Below are 17,138 nucleotides of genomic sequence, written 5' to 3' on the forward strand. Positions count from 1 at the left end.
TCAAGCCCGCCTTGGCAGCAGCCAGGCGGGCTTGTTCGTTCGCCAAAAAAGCTGCCCCAAGATTCCGAGAACATCGCGGATTTGGAACAGCTTTCTTTGCTTGAGGTTAGACGAGTTTAACGATCGCGTAACTAAGAGGAGGAAGCGACACGCGCAGTTTATGACCCTTCAGAGCGATATCGCCGTCGCCTAGTGCAATGATCGGCACGGAGGAATCCTTCTCCGCCGGAACGGTCGCCGTAGCTTTGCGTTTGCCCGCGTTCAGGATGACGAGGAAACGCTCTCCTTCCGCTTCGCGGGCATAAGCCAGCAACTTACTGCCGGGTTCGGCATATTGCAATTCGAACGTTCCGTCGCGGAGAGCGCGATGGTCGCGACGCAGCTTCACTAATGTCGCGAAGAAATCGAACAGTTCGCGATCCTGCTTGGACTCGTCCCATTCCATGCACTTCCGGCAGCCCGGATCCTGTCCGCCGGAGAGGCCGACTTCGTCGCCATAGTAGATGCACGGCGTTCCCGCAAGCGTAAACTGAATCGCCGTTGCCAGCTTCATCCGACGCTTGTCGCCTTTGCTGAGCGTGAGCAACCGGGGGGTATCATGGCTGCCGAGCAGGTTAAACGCGGCTTCGGTCGCTTGCTGCGGGTAAGCGGCGAGCAGATAGCCTGCCAAGTCCGCGAATTGCTTTCCGTCGCGCGTTCCCCTTACCGCGTAATCGAGCATCGCTTCCGTGAGCGGATAGTTCATGACCGCATCGAATTGGTCGCCGCCGAGCCAAGGCTGGGAATCGTGCCAGATTTCGCCGAGAATGTACGCATCCGGATTCGCCTTCTTCACGACGTCGCGGAATTTTCTCCAGAACCGATGATCGACTTCGTTGGCGACGTCCAGGCGCCAGCCGTCGACTCCGATCTCTTCGATCCAGTAGCGGGCGACTTCGAGCAGATAGGCTTGAACTTCAGCGTTCTCCGTATTCAGCTTGGGCATATGCGGCTCGAAAGCGAACGCATCGTACGTAGGGATCCCGTCCTTGACTTCGATCGGGAAATCTTTCACGTGGAACCATTCCGAGTATTTGGAGGCCGCTCCTTTTTCCTTTACGTCGAGGAAAGGCGGGAAACGGTTGCCGCTATGATTGAACACGGCGTCCAGCAACACCTTGATCCCGCGAGCATGGCAGGCTTCCACAAGCTCCTTCATTTTCGCGTTCGTGCCGAATTGGGGGTCGATCTTCAAATAATCGATCGTGTCGTATTTGTGGTTCGTTGGCGCTTCGAATAACGGGTTGAAGTAAATCGCGTTAATGCCGAGTTTCTCGATATGGTCGAGGTTGTCGATAACCCCTTGCAGATCGCCGCCGAAGAAATTCGACGTCGTAGGTTCGCCGCCCCATGGCTCAGCGTTACCCGGATCGATAGAGGGATCGCCGTTCGCGAATCTCTCGGGGAAAATTTGATAAAATACCGCGTCCTTCACCCAAGCTGGAGGCGAGAACACGTCCGCCGGATTGAGGAACGGATATTCGAAATACAAATAAATGTTGGCGGGCTCCTCGTCATGAAAGCCTTGCTCGTTCATCCAAATCGACTCTTTTCCGGACTGCAGCTTAAACCCGTATTTGAGCCTGCGGAACGTCGGTTTGACCTCGGCTTGCCAGTAATCGAACAGTTCGTCGCTCGCGAATACTTTCATGGCAAGTTCTTGATGGCCGATGGCATGCCAGTTGTATTTGTCGCCGAAGATGAGCATTATCCGATCGACGTCGTTTCGTTTCGTGCGAATGCGCACGTGAATCGTCTCGAGATCATAAGCATAAGACCAATTGTTTTTCGGACGATGGTAGATCGCTTCTTTTAGCATGGGAGATCTCCTTTGGGTGGGAAGTAGGCGCTTGTTTACCGCGTGATAACGAAAAAAAAGGCGCAACCGGGGAACGAACGAGCGCTCCGAGGTTGTGCCTTTCGTCAATCGACGGGCAACAGGGCCTTCAAATTAAGTAATTCAATTATACGATATAATATGGGCAAATGGAAACGTTTTATTGACGGGAAAAGGTGCTGCGGTCGTCGGGGGGCGGCGCTATTTGGAGGGGGCTCGCGTGAGAGAAGTAATAGGCACTGCGAGCTGTAGTTTGGATTGGTCGGACTATAAGCTTCGGAAATGTTCATCCGTCGAGTTGCAGTTGGGATTAGTCGAACTATTGCCGCGGAATCTCTCGTTCGGCGAGCTGTAGTTTGGATTGGTCGAACTACATGCGCGGAATCTCTCATGCGGCGAGCTGTAGTTTGGATTGGTCGAACTACAGCTGCGAAAACTCTCATGCGGCGAGCTGTAGTTGGGATTGGTCGAGCTACAGACGCGGAATCGTACATCCGACGAGTTGTATTTTGATCAGACTAACGTACAACTAGCTTGGAGTAACTCAATAAATAAAATGAACCGAACGTACTGTTTCCGCATCTAACCTATATAACCACGAAATGACAGAACGGAGGCGTTCAAGTGCCCGAAACGGAATTAGCTTGGAATACGGACGTACAGCTTGCGTGCTCCGGCGACCGGGACGCGTTTGCGAGGCTTGTCCGAGCTATGCAGAATGAGCTCTACGGGATGGCTCGTTCGTTGCTGAACAACGACAATGATTGCGCCGACGCGATTCAGGAAGCAATATTGAAAGCTTACAAAGGTATAACGAAATTAAGGGAGCAAGCCTATTTCCGCACATGGATGTTCAGAATCCTGATTCGCGAATGCCAGACGATCTATCGCATAAAGAAGAAGGTTTCTCCGATGGACAATCTTCCGGAGCAGGGGGTTGCGACCGCGTTGCCCGATTGGGATTTGCAAAGTGCCGTCGATCGCTTGGGAGAGCCTCTTAGAACACTGGTCAAATTGCATTATTTCGCCGACATGCCGCTCGGCAGAATCGCGGAAACGATGGAAGTATCGGAAGGAACGCTGAAATCCAGGTTGCACCGTGCAAGGCGGCAACTGGCGAAAAGGTTAAACGTGTCCGAGGAGAGAGGCGGGATCGACTATGAATTACGGTGAGATGGAAAGCATGCTCAGAAGAAAAGGTGACGAAGGGGCGAACAGCCCGTTGCCAGGCATCGTGAACGACCGTATCGAGATGACGTTGAATCGGTTGCCGAAGAGAGAGGAGATGGAGCGAAGAAGCAAGCGAATTAGAATTTTCAATGTAGCCGCGGCTTCCTTGCTCGTTATGGTACTTGCAATCGCGGGGACGTCGTTGTTTTCTTCGGAAGGGATCGGCGCGTTCGGGAAGCCCTCGAATTCAGCGGATCCCGGAGTCCGGTCTTCCGCCTGGGGAACGTCTTTCGTGGAGGCGTTGCACTCCGACCGATCGAGTCCGGTCCGCGAAGTCAGTGTAACAGATCAAGGCATAACTTTAACGGTCAGTGACGTCGTATACGACGGAAATATGCTACGCTTCCGGTATACGTTGCGATCCGCAGAGGATTTCGACGCTTCAGGCGTCAAGACTTCGCTTTGGATAGACGGTCTCACGATCGGAAGCACCGATGAAGCTTCGAACTCTTATTCTACGTATCGCTTCGAGAAAAGAAAAATCAAAGCCGGCGAATACGAAGGAGCGGTCGCGCATGCGCTTACGGATTATAGGCCAAGCACCTTCGACTTAACTTTTATGGTGAAACATATCGGAGAGAAGGACGGCGAGTGGAGGATCGATAGCCGTGTCGAGAAAACAAACGATATCGTTAACGTGGATACGGACATTCAAAAAAAGTCCGAAATAGGCTCGATCTCTCTGGACCGGATCAGCTTGTCGCCCGTATCCACGCAGCTTCGCTATCGGTTCAACCTCGAAAAAAAGTATTTAGGCGAGCACGTCGGGTTCGGCGTCGAGCTGTCAGATGATCAAGGCAACATTTACGGAACCGATTCGGGCTACTATTCTTTGACCTCAAACACCGTGTCCGGCGATGTGTGGCCTTCTTACTTCGCCGTTATGGAAGGAGCGAAACAGCTCGTTCTTAAACCTTTTTTCAGAAATTATTTGACGTCCGACGTTGCGAACAAGCAATTCAGAACGACGTTAACGTCGCAGCCGACCGAAGACGACCCGCTCATCCTGCCTCAAGGGGAAGCCGGAAATCTTCTGATTACCTCCATCGAGTATATGAAAGATAAAACAGTCATCCACTTTGACCCTGAAGGAGCGAATCCGTTCGAACAAAGTACTTTCGGCATCGAGGACGAAAAAGGAAATATTATTCGTGCCGAATGGTCGGAAGAAAGCATTATTAATCATACGGTCTCGATAGGCCCGATTTCCCGGGACGAGAAACTCATGTTTCTCACGCGGCCGATCGCAAAGCTCGAATACCTCCCCGAACTCGAGATGAGCGTCGACCTGCCTCAGTCCTAACTATGTTATAATGAAGCCATAAGCCTTAGCGTTAGGAGTAAGGGAGAGAAACGTACAGATGGACAATCCGATCGCGTTAAGAGAATGGGCGGTCGCCGTCAAGGCGCTGGAGGAAGGCCGTCAGGTCATCGTCCTGCGTAAAGGCGGTATATCCGAGGAAACGAAAGAATTCAGGCTGGAAAGCCCGGACTTCTACTTGTTTCCTTCGTTCGAACACCAGCGGCCGCATCTGGTGAAGCAGGAAGCGAGCGAATGGGTTAACCTCGAGCAAGCCGAAGTTGTGAGCGCCTCCGGGCAAGTGCCTATTACGTCTTACGCCGAAGTCGTGGATGATATAGAAGTTTCCGATTCGGAGACTTTGCGAAGACTTGAAGATTTGCATATTTGGACGGAGGATTACGCGGAGGAGAGGCTGAAGTGGAAAAAAACGAAGCCGCTTCACGTGTTGATCTTGCGAGTCTACAAGCTGGAGACGCCTCAAACGATTCCGATGCGCGAGAGCTACGGCGGATGCAAATCTTGGCTGATGATCGAAGACGTTCGTTCGGCGCCGAAGAAACCGGTATTAGACGATCTCGAGTTCGAGCAACGCGCCAACGAAGTGCGTAAGCGAATACAAGGCTAGCAATTGCCCATTCCGGACCTCTCCTCCCTAGCGGATAAAGGCCCGGTTTGCTTTTTTCACGAAGGTTACATAAAATTGTTATTGAGAATCAGTGAGAATCAAATTAAAATGATTATAAATAAGGATCGATATTTATTGAACGATCCTCATAGAAACCTGGAGGTAAGGGAATGTCTACACAATTCGAAATTCAAGGCCTGAAGTCGTCCATAGAGGGCAAAGAGATTCTTAAAGGCATCGATCTGCAAATCAAGGGCGGAGAAGTTCATGCGATCATGGGCCCCAACGGTACCGGCAAAAGCACGCTGGCATCCGCGCTCATGGGCCATCCGAAATATGAAGTAACCGATGGATCCGTTACGCTTAACGGCGAAGACGTATTGGAAATGGGAGTAGACGAGCGCGCTCGCGCGGGTTTGTTCCTAGCGATGCAATATCCTAGCGAAATTACGGGTGTCACGAACGCGGACTTCTTGCGCAGCGCGATCAACGCGCGTCGCGGCGAAGGCAACGAGATTTCCCTCATTAAATTCGTGCGCCAAATGGAAGGCAAGATGAAAGAGCTAGAGATGAATCCCGAGTTCATGCACCGTTACCTGAACGAAGGCTTCTCCGGCGGCGAGAAAAAACGCAACGAGATTCTTCAAATGATGCTGCTCGAGCCGAAGCTCGTCATTCTCGACGAGATCGATTCCGGTCTCGACATCGATGCTCTTCGCATCGTTGCCGAAGGCGTGAACGCGATGCGTTCCGAAGACCGCGGATTCCTGATCATCACTCACTACCAGCGTTTGCTGAACTATATCACTCCCGATTTCGTGCACGTCATGATGCAAGGCCGCATCGTGAAATCCGGCGGACCCGAGCTTGCTCACCGTCTGGAAGCAGAAGGCTACGATTGGGTTAAAGAAGAACTGGGCATCGTCGACGAGACCGTCGGCCAAGCTTAAGAAGGGGGTACAGCATTGATGAGCACACCAACCACCTCTTTCGGCCGCGAAGCGGCAGCGGCGATTTCCCGCAGCAAGAACGAGCCTGCATGGCTAGTCGCCTCGCGCGAAGAAGCCGGACAACTCGCTACGGAAATCAACCTGCCGAAGCCGGAGAAGCTTCCGCTTACGCGTTGGACATTGGATCAATACGGCACGAATCGTCCGGGACAAAACGTTTCTTCCATTTCCGATCTGCCTGCGGTCATTACGGCGCTGCTGCCTGAACAATCCGGCGGCGCGTTGATCGTACAGCACAATTCCTCGGTCGTTTTTACGCAGCTTTCCGAAGAACTGAAGGCGCAAGGCGTTATTCTGACGAGTCTGGAAGACGCCGCCCGTAACCATGAAGAGTTGTTCCGCAAGTACTTCATGACGGATTACGCGAAGGAAGAGCATAAGCTTGCGGCAGTTCATGCCGCTTTATGGAACGGCGGCGTATTCCTGTATGTACCGCGCAACGTCGTAATCGACGCGCCGATTCAAGCGCTCTTGTTCGCGGACGATGCGGAAGCGACGTTCATGCCGCACGTACTCGTCGTCGCGGAAACGAACAGCCGCTTCTCGTTCGTCGAGCAAGTCGCATCCAACCTTGGAGAAACGTCCGCTACGCTGCTTCATAACAGTGCTGTAGAAGTATTCGCCAAAGCAGGCTCTTTCGTTCAATACGCGGCCGTTCATCAGTTGGACGCGAGCGCGATCGATATCTCTTACCGCCGCGCGGTGCTCGACAACGATGCCCGCATCGAGTGGATTATCGGGGACTTGCATAACGGCAATTCCATCACGGATACGAAATCGGTGCTTAAAGGCAACGGCTCGACATCCGACTCCAAAATCATTTCCATCGGCACGGGAAGCCAACGCATGAGCCTTACGACTCAAGCGGTACACTTCGGCCGTTCTACCGAGAGCGATATGATTACGCGCGCCGTCATGAAAGAAGAAGCAACGGCGATCATCAACGGAATCACGAAGATCGAGAAAGGCGCTACGAAAGCGAACGGACAGCAAACGGAGAAAGTTCTGATGCTTAGCCCGAAAGCTCGCGGAGACGCCAACCCGATTCTTCTGATCGACGAAGACGACGTTAAAGCGGGCCATGCGGCCAGCGTAGGCCAAGTCAACGCCGACCAAGTGTACTATCTGATGTCGCGGGGAATTTCCCGTAAAGAAGCGGAGCGCCTCATTATCCACGGATTCCTGGATCCGGTCGTTTCCGAAATCCCGCTGGAAGGGCTGCGCGAGCAATTGCACCGCATCCTCGAAAGAAAGCTGGGCTAAACATGCTGGATCCCATCGCACTAAAAGCGGAATTTCCGATTCTTCATCAGGATATTAACGGACATCCGCTCGTATACCTAGATAACGCGGCGACGACTCAGAAGCCGCGGTCGGTTATCGAAGCCGTCAAGCGCTATTACGAGTGGGACAACGCCAACGTTCATCGCGGCGTTCACACCCTCGGCTCGCGCGCGACGGACGCTTACGAAGGAGCCCGGGAGAAGGTCGCCCGGTTCCTGAACGCGCCGGCTTCGAGGCAGATTATTTTTACTCGGGGCACGACGACCGCGTTGAATCTCGTTGCATCTGGATACGCACGCCAGAAGCTCCGTGAGGGCGACGAGATCGTCATTACCCAGATGGAGCATCACAGCAACCTGATTCCATGGCAACAAGCCGCTAAGGCGACTGGAGCGACGCTGAAGTACATTCCATTGCAACCCGACGGTACGATCACGCTAGCGGACGTTGAAGCGACCGTGACCGAGAAGACGAGAATCGTCGCGATCACCTATGCTTCCAACGTCCTCGGCACGGTCAACCCGATCGCCCGAATCGCCGAGATCGCGCACAAGAACGGTGCGATCATCGTCGTGGACGGTGCTCAGAGCACGCCTCACATGAAAGTGGACGTACAAGCGCTGGACGTCGATTTTTACGCTTTTTCGGGGCACAAGATGTGCGGTCCGACCGGAATCGGGGCACTCTATGGGAAAGCGAAGCTGCTCGAGAACATGGAGCCGATCGAATTCGGGGGCGAGATGATCGATTTCGTCGATCTGTACGATTCGACTTGGAAAGAGTTGCCTTGGAAGTTCGAAGGCGGCACTCCTATGATCGCCGGCGCAGTCGGACTCGGAGCGGCCATCGATTTTCTAGAGCAGGTCGGTCTCGATAATATCCATCATCACGAGCAAAAACTCACCCAATACGCGATGGAACGTTTATCCGTTATTGAAGGCTTGACGATTTACGGTCCTCTCGAAGACAGAGTAGGCCTTGTTACCTTTAATCTTGGAGACGTTCACCCTCACGACGTAGCGACGGTGCTCGATACGGAAGGCATTGCCGTCCGAGCCGGTCATCATTGCGCGCAGCCGCTTATGAAATGGCTGAAAGTGAGCGCGACGGCAAGGGCGAGCTTCTATCTGTACAATACCGAGCACGATGTCGACCGGCTGGCCGAATCGCTGGTGAAGACAAAGGAGTTTTTCGGTTATGAGCCAATTAGATGATTTGTACCGCCGCGTCATCATGGATCATTACAAAACGCCGCGGAACCGCGGAGAGCTCGAGCAAGACTCCGTTACGGTCAACCTGAACAATCCGACATGCGGCGATCGCATTTCCTTGCAGCTCCAGCTCGAGGACAACATCGTCCGTAACGTCAAGTTCACGGGGGAAGGCTGCTCGATCAGCATGTCTTCCGCATCGATGATGACGGAAGCGGTCATGGGTAAGACGAGCGAGGAAGCGCTGGAGCTCGCGGACAAATTTTCCGCGATGATGAAAGGCGAAACGGTCGATTTCGAAGATTACGAAGACGTCGAGGCTTTATCTGGCGTCAATAAATTTCCGGCAAGAATCAAGTGCGCTACGTTAGCTTGGAACGCGCTTCGCAAAGGCGTCGAACACGGACACGGCAAGCACGAAGGCATTGAAGAATAAACGAGGAGGTTGATGAACTTGGCGAAGCAAATGCCCGAAATGGAAGAATATAAATACGGGTTCCGAGACGAGCACAAAGCCATTTTCCAATCCGGTAAAGGTCTGACCGAAGAAATCGTCCGCACGATTTCCGAGATGAAGGGCGAACCGGAATGGATGCTGAAATTCCGCCTGAAATCGCTGGAGCAATTCCGCAAGATGGAAATGCCGAAGTGGGGCGGCAACATGGACGATCTGGATTTCGAAGACATCCAATACTACGTTAAACCTTCCGAGAAACAAGGGAAAACGTGGGAAGAAGTGCCGGAAGAAATCAAAGCTACGTTCGATAAACTAGGTATCCCCGAGGCGGAACAGAAGTTCCTCGCGGGCGTATCCGCGCAGTACGAATCCGAAGTCGTATACCACAGCATGCAAGAGGATCTGGAGAAGCAAGGCGTTATCTTCATGGATACCGATTCCGCGATCCGCGAGCATCCGGAAATTTTCAAAGAATATTTCGGTACGGTCATTCCGCCGGCGGACAACAAGTTCGCGGCGCTGAATAGCGCGGTATGGTCCGGGGGAAGCTTCATCTACGTTCCGAAGGGCGTTCAATGCACGGTGCCTCTTCAAGCGTACTTCCGCATCAACTCCGAGAATATGGGACAATTCGAGCGTACGCTGATCATTGCCGACGAAGGCAGCTCCGTTCACTACGTCGAAGGCTGCACGGCTCCGGTCTACAGCACGAACTCCCTGCATAGCGCGGTCGTCGAGATTATCGTGAAGAAGGACGCTCGCGTCCGTTACACGACGATCCAGAACTGGGCTCCGAATATCTATAACCTCGTCACCAAACGCGCCGTCGCCGAAGAGAATGCGACGATGGAGTGGGTCGACGGCAACATCGGCTCCAAGCTGACGATGAAATATCCTGCGGTCGTTCTGAAAGGTCGCGGAGCGAAAGGCATGGTTTTGTCCATCGCGGTAGCGGGCAAAGGCCAGCACCAAGATGCCGGAGCGAAAATGATCCATTTGGCGCCGGATACGAGCTCCACGATCGTATCCAAGTCGATCTCCAAGCACGGCGGCAAAGTCACGTACCGCGGTCTTGCTTCCTTCGGTCGCAACGCCGAAGGCGCGAAAGCGAACATCAAGTGCGATACCCTTATCCTCGACGACCAATCGACGAGTGATACGATTCCTTACAATGAAATCATGAACGACAACATTACGCTCGAGCATGAAGCTACCGTATCCAAGGTATCGGAAGATCAATTGTTCTATCTGATGAGCCGCGGATTGACGGATGCCGAAGCGACGCAAATGATCGTCATGGGCTTCATCGAACCGTTCACGAAAGAACTTCCGATGGAGTACGCGGTAGAAATGAACCGTCTCATCAAGTTCGAGATGGAAGGCAGTATCGGCTAAGCTTACTAAGCGCAATAAGGAAACCCGGCTCGCCCTGAACAGGGCGAGCCGGGTTTTTTTCGTTTATTTCTTCAAATGACTATGAAACGCATGTTTTCCGCTTCGAATCCGCAACCTACAGGATGACAATCAAGTCTGTTGGAGGTTATGACGTGACGCGGAAATGGAAGCCCGTACTCCTGGCTATAATGGCAGCCAGTCTCGTGTGGACGTGCGGATTCTCCAACGAGAACCAGCCGGTCCACAAATCGAGAAAGTATTACGAAGCGCATCAGGATATCGTCTGGGAAGTGCCTATGGAGGAGAAACTCATCGCGCTTACTTTCGACGACGGGCCGAATCCGAAGACGACGCCGGAAATATTGGACTTGTTAGCGGAGAACGGCGCGAAGTCAACCTTTTTCGTCGTCGGGAAACGAATGGAGCGGTTCCCCGAAGTCGTTAGACGGGAAGCATTGGAAGGACATGAGGTTGCCAACCATACGTATAGCCATCTGTATTTTACGAAAGGAGTCAGCAGGAAAAGAATCGTCGAGGAGCTCGAGCAAGCCCAAAACCAAATCATCGATTTAACCGGACAGAACTGTCAATGGTTTAGACCTCCCGGCGGCTTCTACACCGATACGGTCGTGGATACGGTGAGGAAAAACGGGTATACGGTTATTCTATGGTCCTGGCATCAGGATACGCAAGACTGGCTAGCTCCCGGCGTGTCCCGGATCGTGAACAAGGTTCTGAACAATGCGCGCAACGGCGACATCGTTCTGCTGCACGATCACGTGGACGGATCCACGCAAACCGTTCAAGCGCTGCGAACGATATTACCGGAACTAAAGAAGCGAGGCTTTAAGATGGTTACCGTTTCCGAGTTGCTTCGGCATAGAAAACCCAAAACATAATCCGGGCAGGATAACAAAAAGAAAAAGCGCCTTAGGCGCTTTTCTTGTTGGTCGGTCTTATGTCGATCCTTTACATGAATACCTGTTTGATTTCCAAGTCGCGTTTGACGGAAAGATCGATGAATTGTTCGTCAACCTGCACGAGAGGACGGAAGAAGTCGGTTGGGTTCGACATTACGATCGTTCCCGACTCTCCGGAAGAAAGCTCGACCCTCTTGCCGATGAAATTCGGAATCATATGGCGGATGAAAGTGTGCGTAATTTCGGGATCGAGTTCAGTGAAACTGAGATCGAACAATTCGCGCAAAACCTGCAGCAAGTCTTTCTTGTCGCTGTATACCCTCGAAGAAATCATAGCGCTGTATACGTCGGCTACGGCTACGATTTTGGCTAACGGATGGATTTTATCTCCCGTCAGGCCGAGCGGATATCCCTTTCCGTCGATTCTCTCATGATGTTGCAACGCGGCAAGGGCGATCCCGGGGTCATCGAAAGAATTTTTGAGAATCTCGTATCCGTATTGCGGATGGCTTTTGATCTCATCGTATTCGTCGTCGGTTAACTTATAGGGTTTGTTCAAGATGGCGTCGGCGATTTTACATTTGCCTACGTCGTGAAGGAAACCCGCCTTGCCCGCCCTTACCGTTTCTTCTTCGTTCCAACCCAGCCAGCGGGCGATGTAATAGCTCAACATACCTACTTGCACCGAATGCTGGTACGTGTAATCATCTTGGCTATTCAGCATCAGCAGCAACGAAACAACGTCACGTTCCGCGCGGAAATTATCGACTAGCGGCTGGAAGCTTTCCTTAACGTCGTCTTCGTATATTTTTCCCTCTTCCAAAGCGCGCGTGAATAATTGCTCGGCGCCGGCGACCGCGTCGTGATACAGCGGGCGGAGCAAAGGATTATAATTCGAGTTCGGTTTATCTTCTTTCTCCGTCTCAGCCGGAGCCGTTCCCGGGCGCCGTTGAATCTCGATAAAATCAATCTGGTGCTGATACATTCTCGATATCTCTCTGTCGTTAAGAATCGTCCCTTTGGAAAGGACGTTCAGTCCGAAAGAGTTGAAGATATCCTCGGATAATTGGTCTCCCGATCGCACGTCTGTTATGTGGACTCTCATCTGACACCTCGACAGGATATTCGATAATACGACGAAATTAGATTAAATTTTCTTAATTTCTATGCTACCAACTATTGCTAATTCGTGCAACAACAAAAATAGTTAGATAAAAACAATAAAAAATGACGGCAATCGGGAGCGGGACTAACTATTCCGGCATGTTGGAAGCGGTATCATAAAAGTCGGCTGGATTTTCGCGGGACAAGATTGAGCCGATTTCACTCGCCCATTAGATCCGCATAGACGCGGCGGGCGATCATCGGCTCGTCGGTGCCCATGACAAGGGCGCGTCCGTCCGCGAATAGCAAGAACGAAATGCCGTCCGGCAGATGCAGACGCAAAGAATAGGGATTCAATTCGCTGCGGCCTGCTTTGACCAGACGATTTTGTAACGTCCCGAGATCCAGCGTAAGTTGGCGGGACGGAGTCACTTGTACGGTATTCCGTCCGCAGAGGGAAGCCGTCATCGCTTCGAGCGGGGCGTCTCCGTCAAGCGCATCGAAACGCCTTAGGCCGCATACCGGGCAGTTCGGCTTACGCGCGCCGTCCACGGACAAGGAATGCCATTGGTGCTGCCAGAGGTCGATCTGCATCAACGAGCCGTGCAAAGCTTCAGGTTGGCCGATTAACAGCTTGATGGCTTCCATGGCTTGTACCGAGGCGATCGTATCGATAATCGGCGAGAGTACGCCGGCCGTCTCGCAAGTATCCAGCGTTCCCCCGGGAGGCGGTTCCGGGAACAGGCAGCATAAACACGGCGTAGATCCCGGAATGACCGTTAGCGTCATTCCGGAAGCGCCTACCGCCCCCCCGTAGATCCACGGCACGCCGAGTTTTACGCTATATTCGTTAATCAGGTATCGAACGCCGAAGTTGTCGGAGCCGTCGATGACGAGATCTGCTCCCGCAAGGAGCATTTCCGCATTAAACGAAGACAGATCCGCCACGTGAGGATATATCTCGATGTCGCCGTTAATCGCCTTCAGCCGATTCGCTGCCGCGATCGCTTTGGGCATGCCGGCATCGGCGTCGCTCTCATCGTACAACATCTGACGTTGCAGGTTGCTACGGTCGACGATGTCCCTATCGATCAGCGTCAGCTTGCCTATACCTGCACGAGTCAGATGGTTCGCGGTAACGCAACCGAGGGCTCCGACGCCGACGATCGCGACGGAAGCCGCCAGAAGCCTGGCTTGTCCATGTTCCCCGATTGCCGGATAACGAACTTGCCTCGCATAACGAGCGTCTGCGCCCATCGTAGTCATCCTTTCCCGTTTCGCGATCATTCGAGAGAGGTTGTCGGATCCCATGGGCCCAGCTGATGCCCCTTCCATTCCGTACCGTCCTCGTAGACTTCTTTTTTCCATATCGGCACCACTTGTTTAAGCCGTTCGATCGCATAGCGGCTAGCGTCGTAAGCATCCGCGCGATGCGCGGAGGATACGGCGATAACGACGCTGATCTCGCCGATGCCTACCGTTCCGATCCGATGGGCGATCGCGCACAACGTGCCGGGCCATCTCTCGCCGATCTCGTCCCCGATGCGCGCCAGCGCGGATTCGGCCATCGGGACGTAAGCTTCGTATTGCAAAGTGACCGTTCGTTTACCTTGCGTCCATTCCCTAGTCGTTCCGACGAATGCGATCGCGGCGCCGTGATCGGGGTGATACACTCTCGCTAAGGCTTCTCCCGTATCCAGGGGCTTGTCCGATATCCAATAACGCGGAATGCTCCCGGATACCGGATCAAGTTCATCGGAATCGCCGGAGCCTCCGGACACCGGGGGTAATAAGGCGAGTTCGTCCGCGGATTCGACGATGGCCTCGTCATTGGCGTATGCTTGATTGCGCGCCACGAAACATATCGCGAGCAGGTCGGCATGCTCGGGGAATTGCTCGGCCAACAATCGTTTCAACTGCCCCGCAGTCAACGATTCATGCTCCCATGAAGGTTGCAAAGAGCGGGTTCCAAACCGCTCGGCAAGCCCCGCGAATAGGGCTATCGTCCATCTATTAGCCATCGTTAAGCACAACTTCCTTCCGTGAAACCTTAAACATTCCTTTCGTCAAGCATACCATATCAACCCCGAAAATGTTATGCTAGAGGGACATTAGAGAGGGTCTGGGAGGGTTGCGTAATGTCGCGGTTATTCGACTGTTTCGGTAGAGAGCATACGTACTTGCGTATATCCGTTACTGACCGGTGCAACCTCCGTTGCTTATATTGCATGCCCGAGGAGGGCATGACTTTCATGGAGCAAGATAAGCTTTTGTCCTATTCTCACATCCTTGAAGTGGCTTCGGCCGCGGCGAAACTCGGCATTCGTAAATTCAGGATTACCGGCGGCGAACCGCTCGTAAGGCCCGGCTTGAACGAACTGGTCGCGGGAATCGCGGAGCTTCCGGGCGTTGAAGATATTTCTCTAACGACGAACGGTCTGTTGCTTGCGCCGCAAGCGGCCGGATTAAAGCAAGCCGGACTTACGCGCGTCAACGTCAGCCTGGATACTATGGACGGCGCGCGCTTTAAGTTCATTGCCCGGCGCGGGAATCTCGACAAAGTATGGGAAGGCATCGAAGCTGCCGCCGAGGCCGGCCTGAATCCGATCAAGCTGAACTGCGTGCTGCTCAAGGGAGTAAACGAGGATGAGATCGGTCGTTTCCTGAAGTTGTCGATAGAGCAACCGTTGCACGTACGGTTTATCGAATACATGCCGATCGGGCACGACGACGCAGGTTGGCGCGGTCATTACCTTCCGCTTACGCGGGTATTGGAAGAAGCAGCCCGCCTAGGGTATGAATTGGAACGCGCGGAAGGGCCTGGGGGAAGCGGGCCCTCCGAGAACTGGAGAATCGTCGGCGGAGCGGGAACGTTCGGCTTGATTCATCCGATCAGCGAACATTTCTGCAAGAACTGCAACCGGTTAAGGTTAACGGCGGACGGACATCTTAAACCTTGCTTATATTGGGTAGACGAATTAAACGTCAAGCCCGCGATCGGGTCGCCCGATGCGATGGAAGAGCTATTCCATAGAGCGATGAATATCAAGCCGGAGAATCACGAGATGGCCGCTTTGCTAGCGGGAGAACATCAAAGCCATGTGCCGACGGAGCGGCGGATGTCGCAGATCGGCGGTTAGGAGAGAACCCATTTGTCCTTGACCGTAATTTTGCTGAATGGCCAGACTAACTTAACAACAACTTATGCGATGACCGAACTGGCGAAAGGCTCATTTTCGGCCGAAGACCGCGACCAGCTGACCGAAGGGTTGAAAGCGCGATGACGACGATGAGGCCCGGAGTTACGTTGACTTTGCTGCATACGAATGATTTACATAGTCATTTCGAAGAAGCTTCCCGCATCGCCCGTTACATCGCCCAGACGAAAGACGCCGTTGACGCCGATCGGCTCATTGTCGTCGATTGCGGAGATTTTCTCGATCGCGCCCGAATGGAAACGGAGGGCACCAAGGCAGCCGTCAACGTAGCTCTGCTCGAACGTATCGGCTACGACGCGGTTGCGTTCGGCAATAACGAAGGACTTAGCTACACGCTGGACGAATTGAACGGAATATTCCATGAAACGTCCGTTCCGATCGTCTGCGCGAATATGACCATGAAGGAAACCGGAGCTCAACCGCGATGGATGGTTCCCACTTTAAAACTCGTGAAATCGGGCATCCGGCTCGGTTTTATCGGGGCGACGGCGGCGTATGAGAGCTACTATAAGCTTCTGGGCTGGAACGTAGCCGATCCGTTCGAGATCGTCTCGAGAGAGGTAGAACGGCTGCGACCGGAGGTGGACGTGCTTATCGTGTTATCCCACCTCGGATTGCGGTTCGATGAGCGTCTTGCGGAGGGAAATCCGGGAATCGACCTTATTCTAGGCGGCCATACGCACCACCTATTGGAGGTGCCGTTAACCGTCGGACGGACGGCGATCTGCGCGGCGGGTAAATTCGGAGCTTATGTCGGACATTTGGAGCTTGAGATCGGAGCCGACGGGAAGCTCGGGAAGATCACCGGAGGAAGCAAGGCAACGGAGGATTGGCTCCAAGACGCGGGGATAGATGATCTGGTCGGAGAATTCCGCGAGCTAGCGAAGCGCGATATGAACCGGCAGATCGCTTTGTTGCAGGAACCGCTTGATCGGCGGTACGACCGCGAATCGCCGTTGCCCACTTTGCTTGCCGGCGCGGTTCGCCGCTTGACGGGAGCTGAGCTCGGTTTGGTGAACGCCGGGCAATTCTTGGAAGGATTGCCGGCCGGACCGGTGACGGAGGAAACGATTCACGCGATTTGCCCGTCTCCGATTAATCCTTGCGCGATCAAACTCGACGGGAAAACGATCGTCCGATCGTTGGAGGAAAGTTTGTTGTCGGAGTTCCAAGAGATGGAAATACGGGGCTTCGGGTTTCGTGGTAAGGAACTGGGGTCGTTGTGCGTAGACGGCTTGGCTATTACGGCCGATCTCGCCCAAGCTCCTTATCGGAAAGTGAAGTCCGTCTATGTGAACGGAGTCCCTTTAGATCCGGAACGCCTATATACGGTAGGTACGTTGGATATGTTTTCGTTCGGCGTCGGTTACCTCGGGTTGAAGGAAGGACGGGACGTGCGTTATTTTTTGCCCGATTTCATCCGCGACCTGCTGTCCAAGGCGCTTAACGAAGAGGATTCGGTCGCGGATTGCCGAATGCCGAGATGGCGTTACGAATGATCCGAG

The 17,138-nt window shown here is 53.4% G+C and carries 17 protein-coding genes; 13 read left to right on the plus strand and 4 right to left on the minus strand.

Translation table 11 applies throughout. The annotated features are described in order from the left end of the window. Window positions 1–106: 106 nt before the first annotated feature. Window positions 107–1,858 (minus strand): alpha-glycosidase, encoded by a 1,752-nt coding sequence (locus D7Z26_RS12395; protein WP_120977275.1) that lies wholly within the window; start codon window positions 1,856–1,858, stop codon window positions 107–109. 238 nt (window positions 1,859–2,096) lie between these two features. On the opposite strand from D7Z26_RS12395, the gene D7Z26_RS27950 reads away from it, so the two are divergent. The 10 genes from D7Z26_RS27950 to D7Z26_RS12440 all read left to right on the plus strand — a co-directional run bounded on the left by D7Z26_RS27950 (window position 2,097) and on the right by D7Z26_RS12440 (window position 11,290). Then, complete coding sequence (locus tag D7Z26_RS27950) at window positions 2,097–2,231, plus strand: hypothetical protein (RefSeq protein ID WP_267901001.1); 135 nt, start codon at window positions 2,097–2,099, stop codon at window positions 2,229–2,231. 269 nt (window positions 2,232–2,500) lie between these two features. Further along, the gene (locus tag D7Z26_RS12400; RefSeq protein ID WP_233566841.1) at window positions 2,501–3,049 is read left to right on the plus strand and encodes a sigma-70 family RNA polymerase sigma factor; all 549 of its coding nucleotides are present in this window, start codon (window positions 2,501–2,503) and stop codon (window positions 3,047–3,049) included. Then, complete coding sequence (locus tag D7Z26_RS12405; protein WP_120977276.1) at window positions 3,036–4,409, plus strand: DUF4179 domain-containing protein; 1,374 nt, start codon at window positions 3,036–3,038, stop codon at window positions 4,407–4,409. The genes D7Z26_RS12400 and D7Z26_RS12405 overlap by 14 nt, the downstream gene beginning before the upstream one ends. Before the next feature lie 58 nt (window positions 4,410–4,467). Next, the gene (locus tag D7Z26_RS12410) at window positions 4,468–5,034 is read left to right on the plus strand and encodes a DUF1802 family protein (protein WP_120977277.1); all 567 of its coding nucleotides are present in this window, start codon (window positions 4,468–4,470) and stop codon (window positions 5,032–5,034) included. 170 nt (window positions 5,035–5,204) lie between these two features. Beyond that, window positions 5,205–5,984, plus strand: coding sequence for a Fe-S cluster assembly ATPase SufC (sufC, locus tag D7Z26_RS12415; protein WP_120977278.1), 780 nt, complete (start codon window positions 5,205–5,207; stop codon window positions 5,982–5,984). Window positions 5,985–6,002: 18 nt separating this feature from the next. Beyond that, window positions 6,003–7,307, plus strand: coding sequence for a Fe-S cluster assembly protein SufD (gene sufD, locus D7Z26_RS12420; protein WP_120977279.1), 1,305 nt, complete (start codon window positions 6,003–6,005; stop codon window positions 7,305–7,307). Between the two features lie 2 nt (window positions 7,308–7,309). Beyond that, window positions 7,310–8,542, plus strand: a complete 1,233-nt coding sequence (locus D7Z26_RS12425) for a cysteine desulfurase (RefSeq protein WP_120977280.1) — start codon at window positions 7,310–7,312, stop codon at window positions 8,540–8,542. Beyond that, the gene (gene sufU / locus D7Z26_RS12430) at window positions 8,526–8,975 is read left to right on the plus strand and encodes a Fe-S cluster assembly sulfur transfer protein SufU (RefSeq protein WP_120977281.1); all 450 of its coding nucleotides are present in this window, start codon (window positions 8,526–8,528) and stop codon (window positions 8,973–8,975) included. The genes D7Z26_RS12425 and sufU overlap by 17 nt, the downstream gene beginning before the upstream one ends. Window positions 8,976–8,987: 12 nt before the next feature. Next, the gene (gene sufB / locus D7Z26_RS12435) at window positions 8,988–10,391 is read left to right on the plus strand and encodes a Fe-S cluster assembly protein SufB (RefSeq protein ID WP_199731697.1); all 1,404 of its coding nucleotides are present in this window, start codon (window positions 8,988–8,990) and stop codon (window positions 10,389–10,391) included. A gap of 188 nt (window positions 10,392–10,579) precedes the next feature. Then, window positions 10,580–11,290: a polysaccharide deacetylase family protein gene (locus tag D7Z26_RS12440; protein ID WP_407643514.1), complete on the plus strand. Its 711-nt coding sequence runs from the start codon at window positions 10,580–10,582 to the stop codon at window positions 11,288–11,290. Between the two features lie 70 nt (window positions 11,291–11,360). On the opposite strand, the gene D7Z26_RS12445 is transcribed toward D7Z26_RS12440, so the two are convergent. The 3 genes from D7Z26_RS12445 to D7Z26_RS12455 all read right to left on the minus strand — a co-directional run bounded on the left by D7Z26_RS12445 (window position 11,361) and on the right by D7Z26_RS12455 (window position 14,436). Beyond that, complete coding sequence (locus tag D7Z26_RS12445) at window positions 11,361–12,416, minus strand: HD-GYP domain-containing protein (RefSeq protein WP_120977284.1); 1,056 nt, start codon at window positions 12,414–12,416, stop codon at window positions 11,361–11,363. Window positions 12,417–12,634: 218 nt separating this feature from the next. After that, on the minus strand, window positions 12,635–13,672 hold the full coding sequence (locus tag D7Z26_RS12450) for a ThiF family adenylyltransferase (RefSeq protein ID WP_120977597.1): 1,038 nt from the start codon (window positions 13,670–13,672) through the stop codon (window positions 12,635–12,637). Window positions 13,673–13,698: 26 nt separating this feature from the next. Further along, window positions 13,699–14,436 (minus strand): molybdenum cofactor biosynthesis protein, encoded by a 738-nt coding sequence (locus D7Z26_RS12455; protein ID WP_120977285.1) that lies wholly within the window; start codon window positions 14,434–14,436, stop codon window positions 13,699–13,701. Between the two features lie 117 nt (window positions 14,437–14,553). On the opposite strand from D7Z26_RS12455, the gene moaA reads away from it, so the two are divergent. Genes moaA through D7Z26_RS12465 form a run of 3 tightly spaced genes read left to right on the plus strand, consistent with a single transcriptional unit; the run spans window position 14,554 to window position 17,132 of the window. Further along, the gene (gene moaA, locus D7Z26_RS12460; RefSeq protein WP_120977286.1) at window positions 14,554–15,555 is read left to right on the plus strand and encodes a GTP 3',8-cyclase MoaA; all 1,002 of its coding nucleotides are present in this window, start codon (window positions 14,554–14,556) and stop codon (window positions 15,553–15,555) included. Between the two features lie 12 nt (window positions 15,556–15,567). Further along, window positions 15,568–15,699, plus strand: a complete 132-nt coding sequence (locus D7Z26_RS27955; protein WP_267901002.1) for a hypothetical protein — start codon at window positions 15,568–15,570, stop codon at window positions 15,697–15,699. Continuing rightward, window positions 15,696–17,132, plus strand: a complete 1,437-nt coding sequence (locus D7Z26_RS12465; RefSeq protein ID WP_233566844.1) for a bifunctional metallophosphatase/5'-nucleotidase — start codon at window positions 15,696–15,698, stop codon at window positions 17,130–17,132. Before D7Z26_RS27955 ends, D7Z26_RS12465 begins: the two co-directional genes overlap by 4 nt. Window positions 17,133–17,138: the final 6 nt, after the last annotated feature.

This window comes from Cohnella endophytica, from assembly GCF_003628305.1.
GTDB lineage: Bacteria > Bacillota > Bacilli > Paenibacillales > Paenibacillaceae > Cohnella > Cohnella endophytica.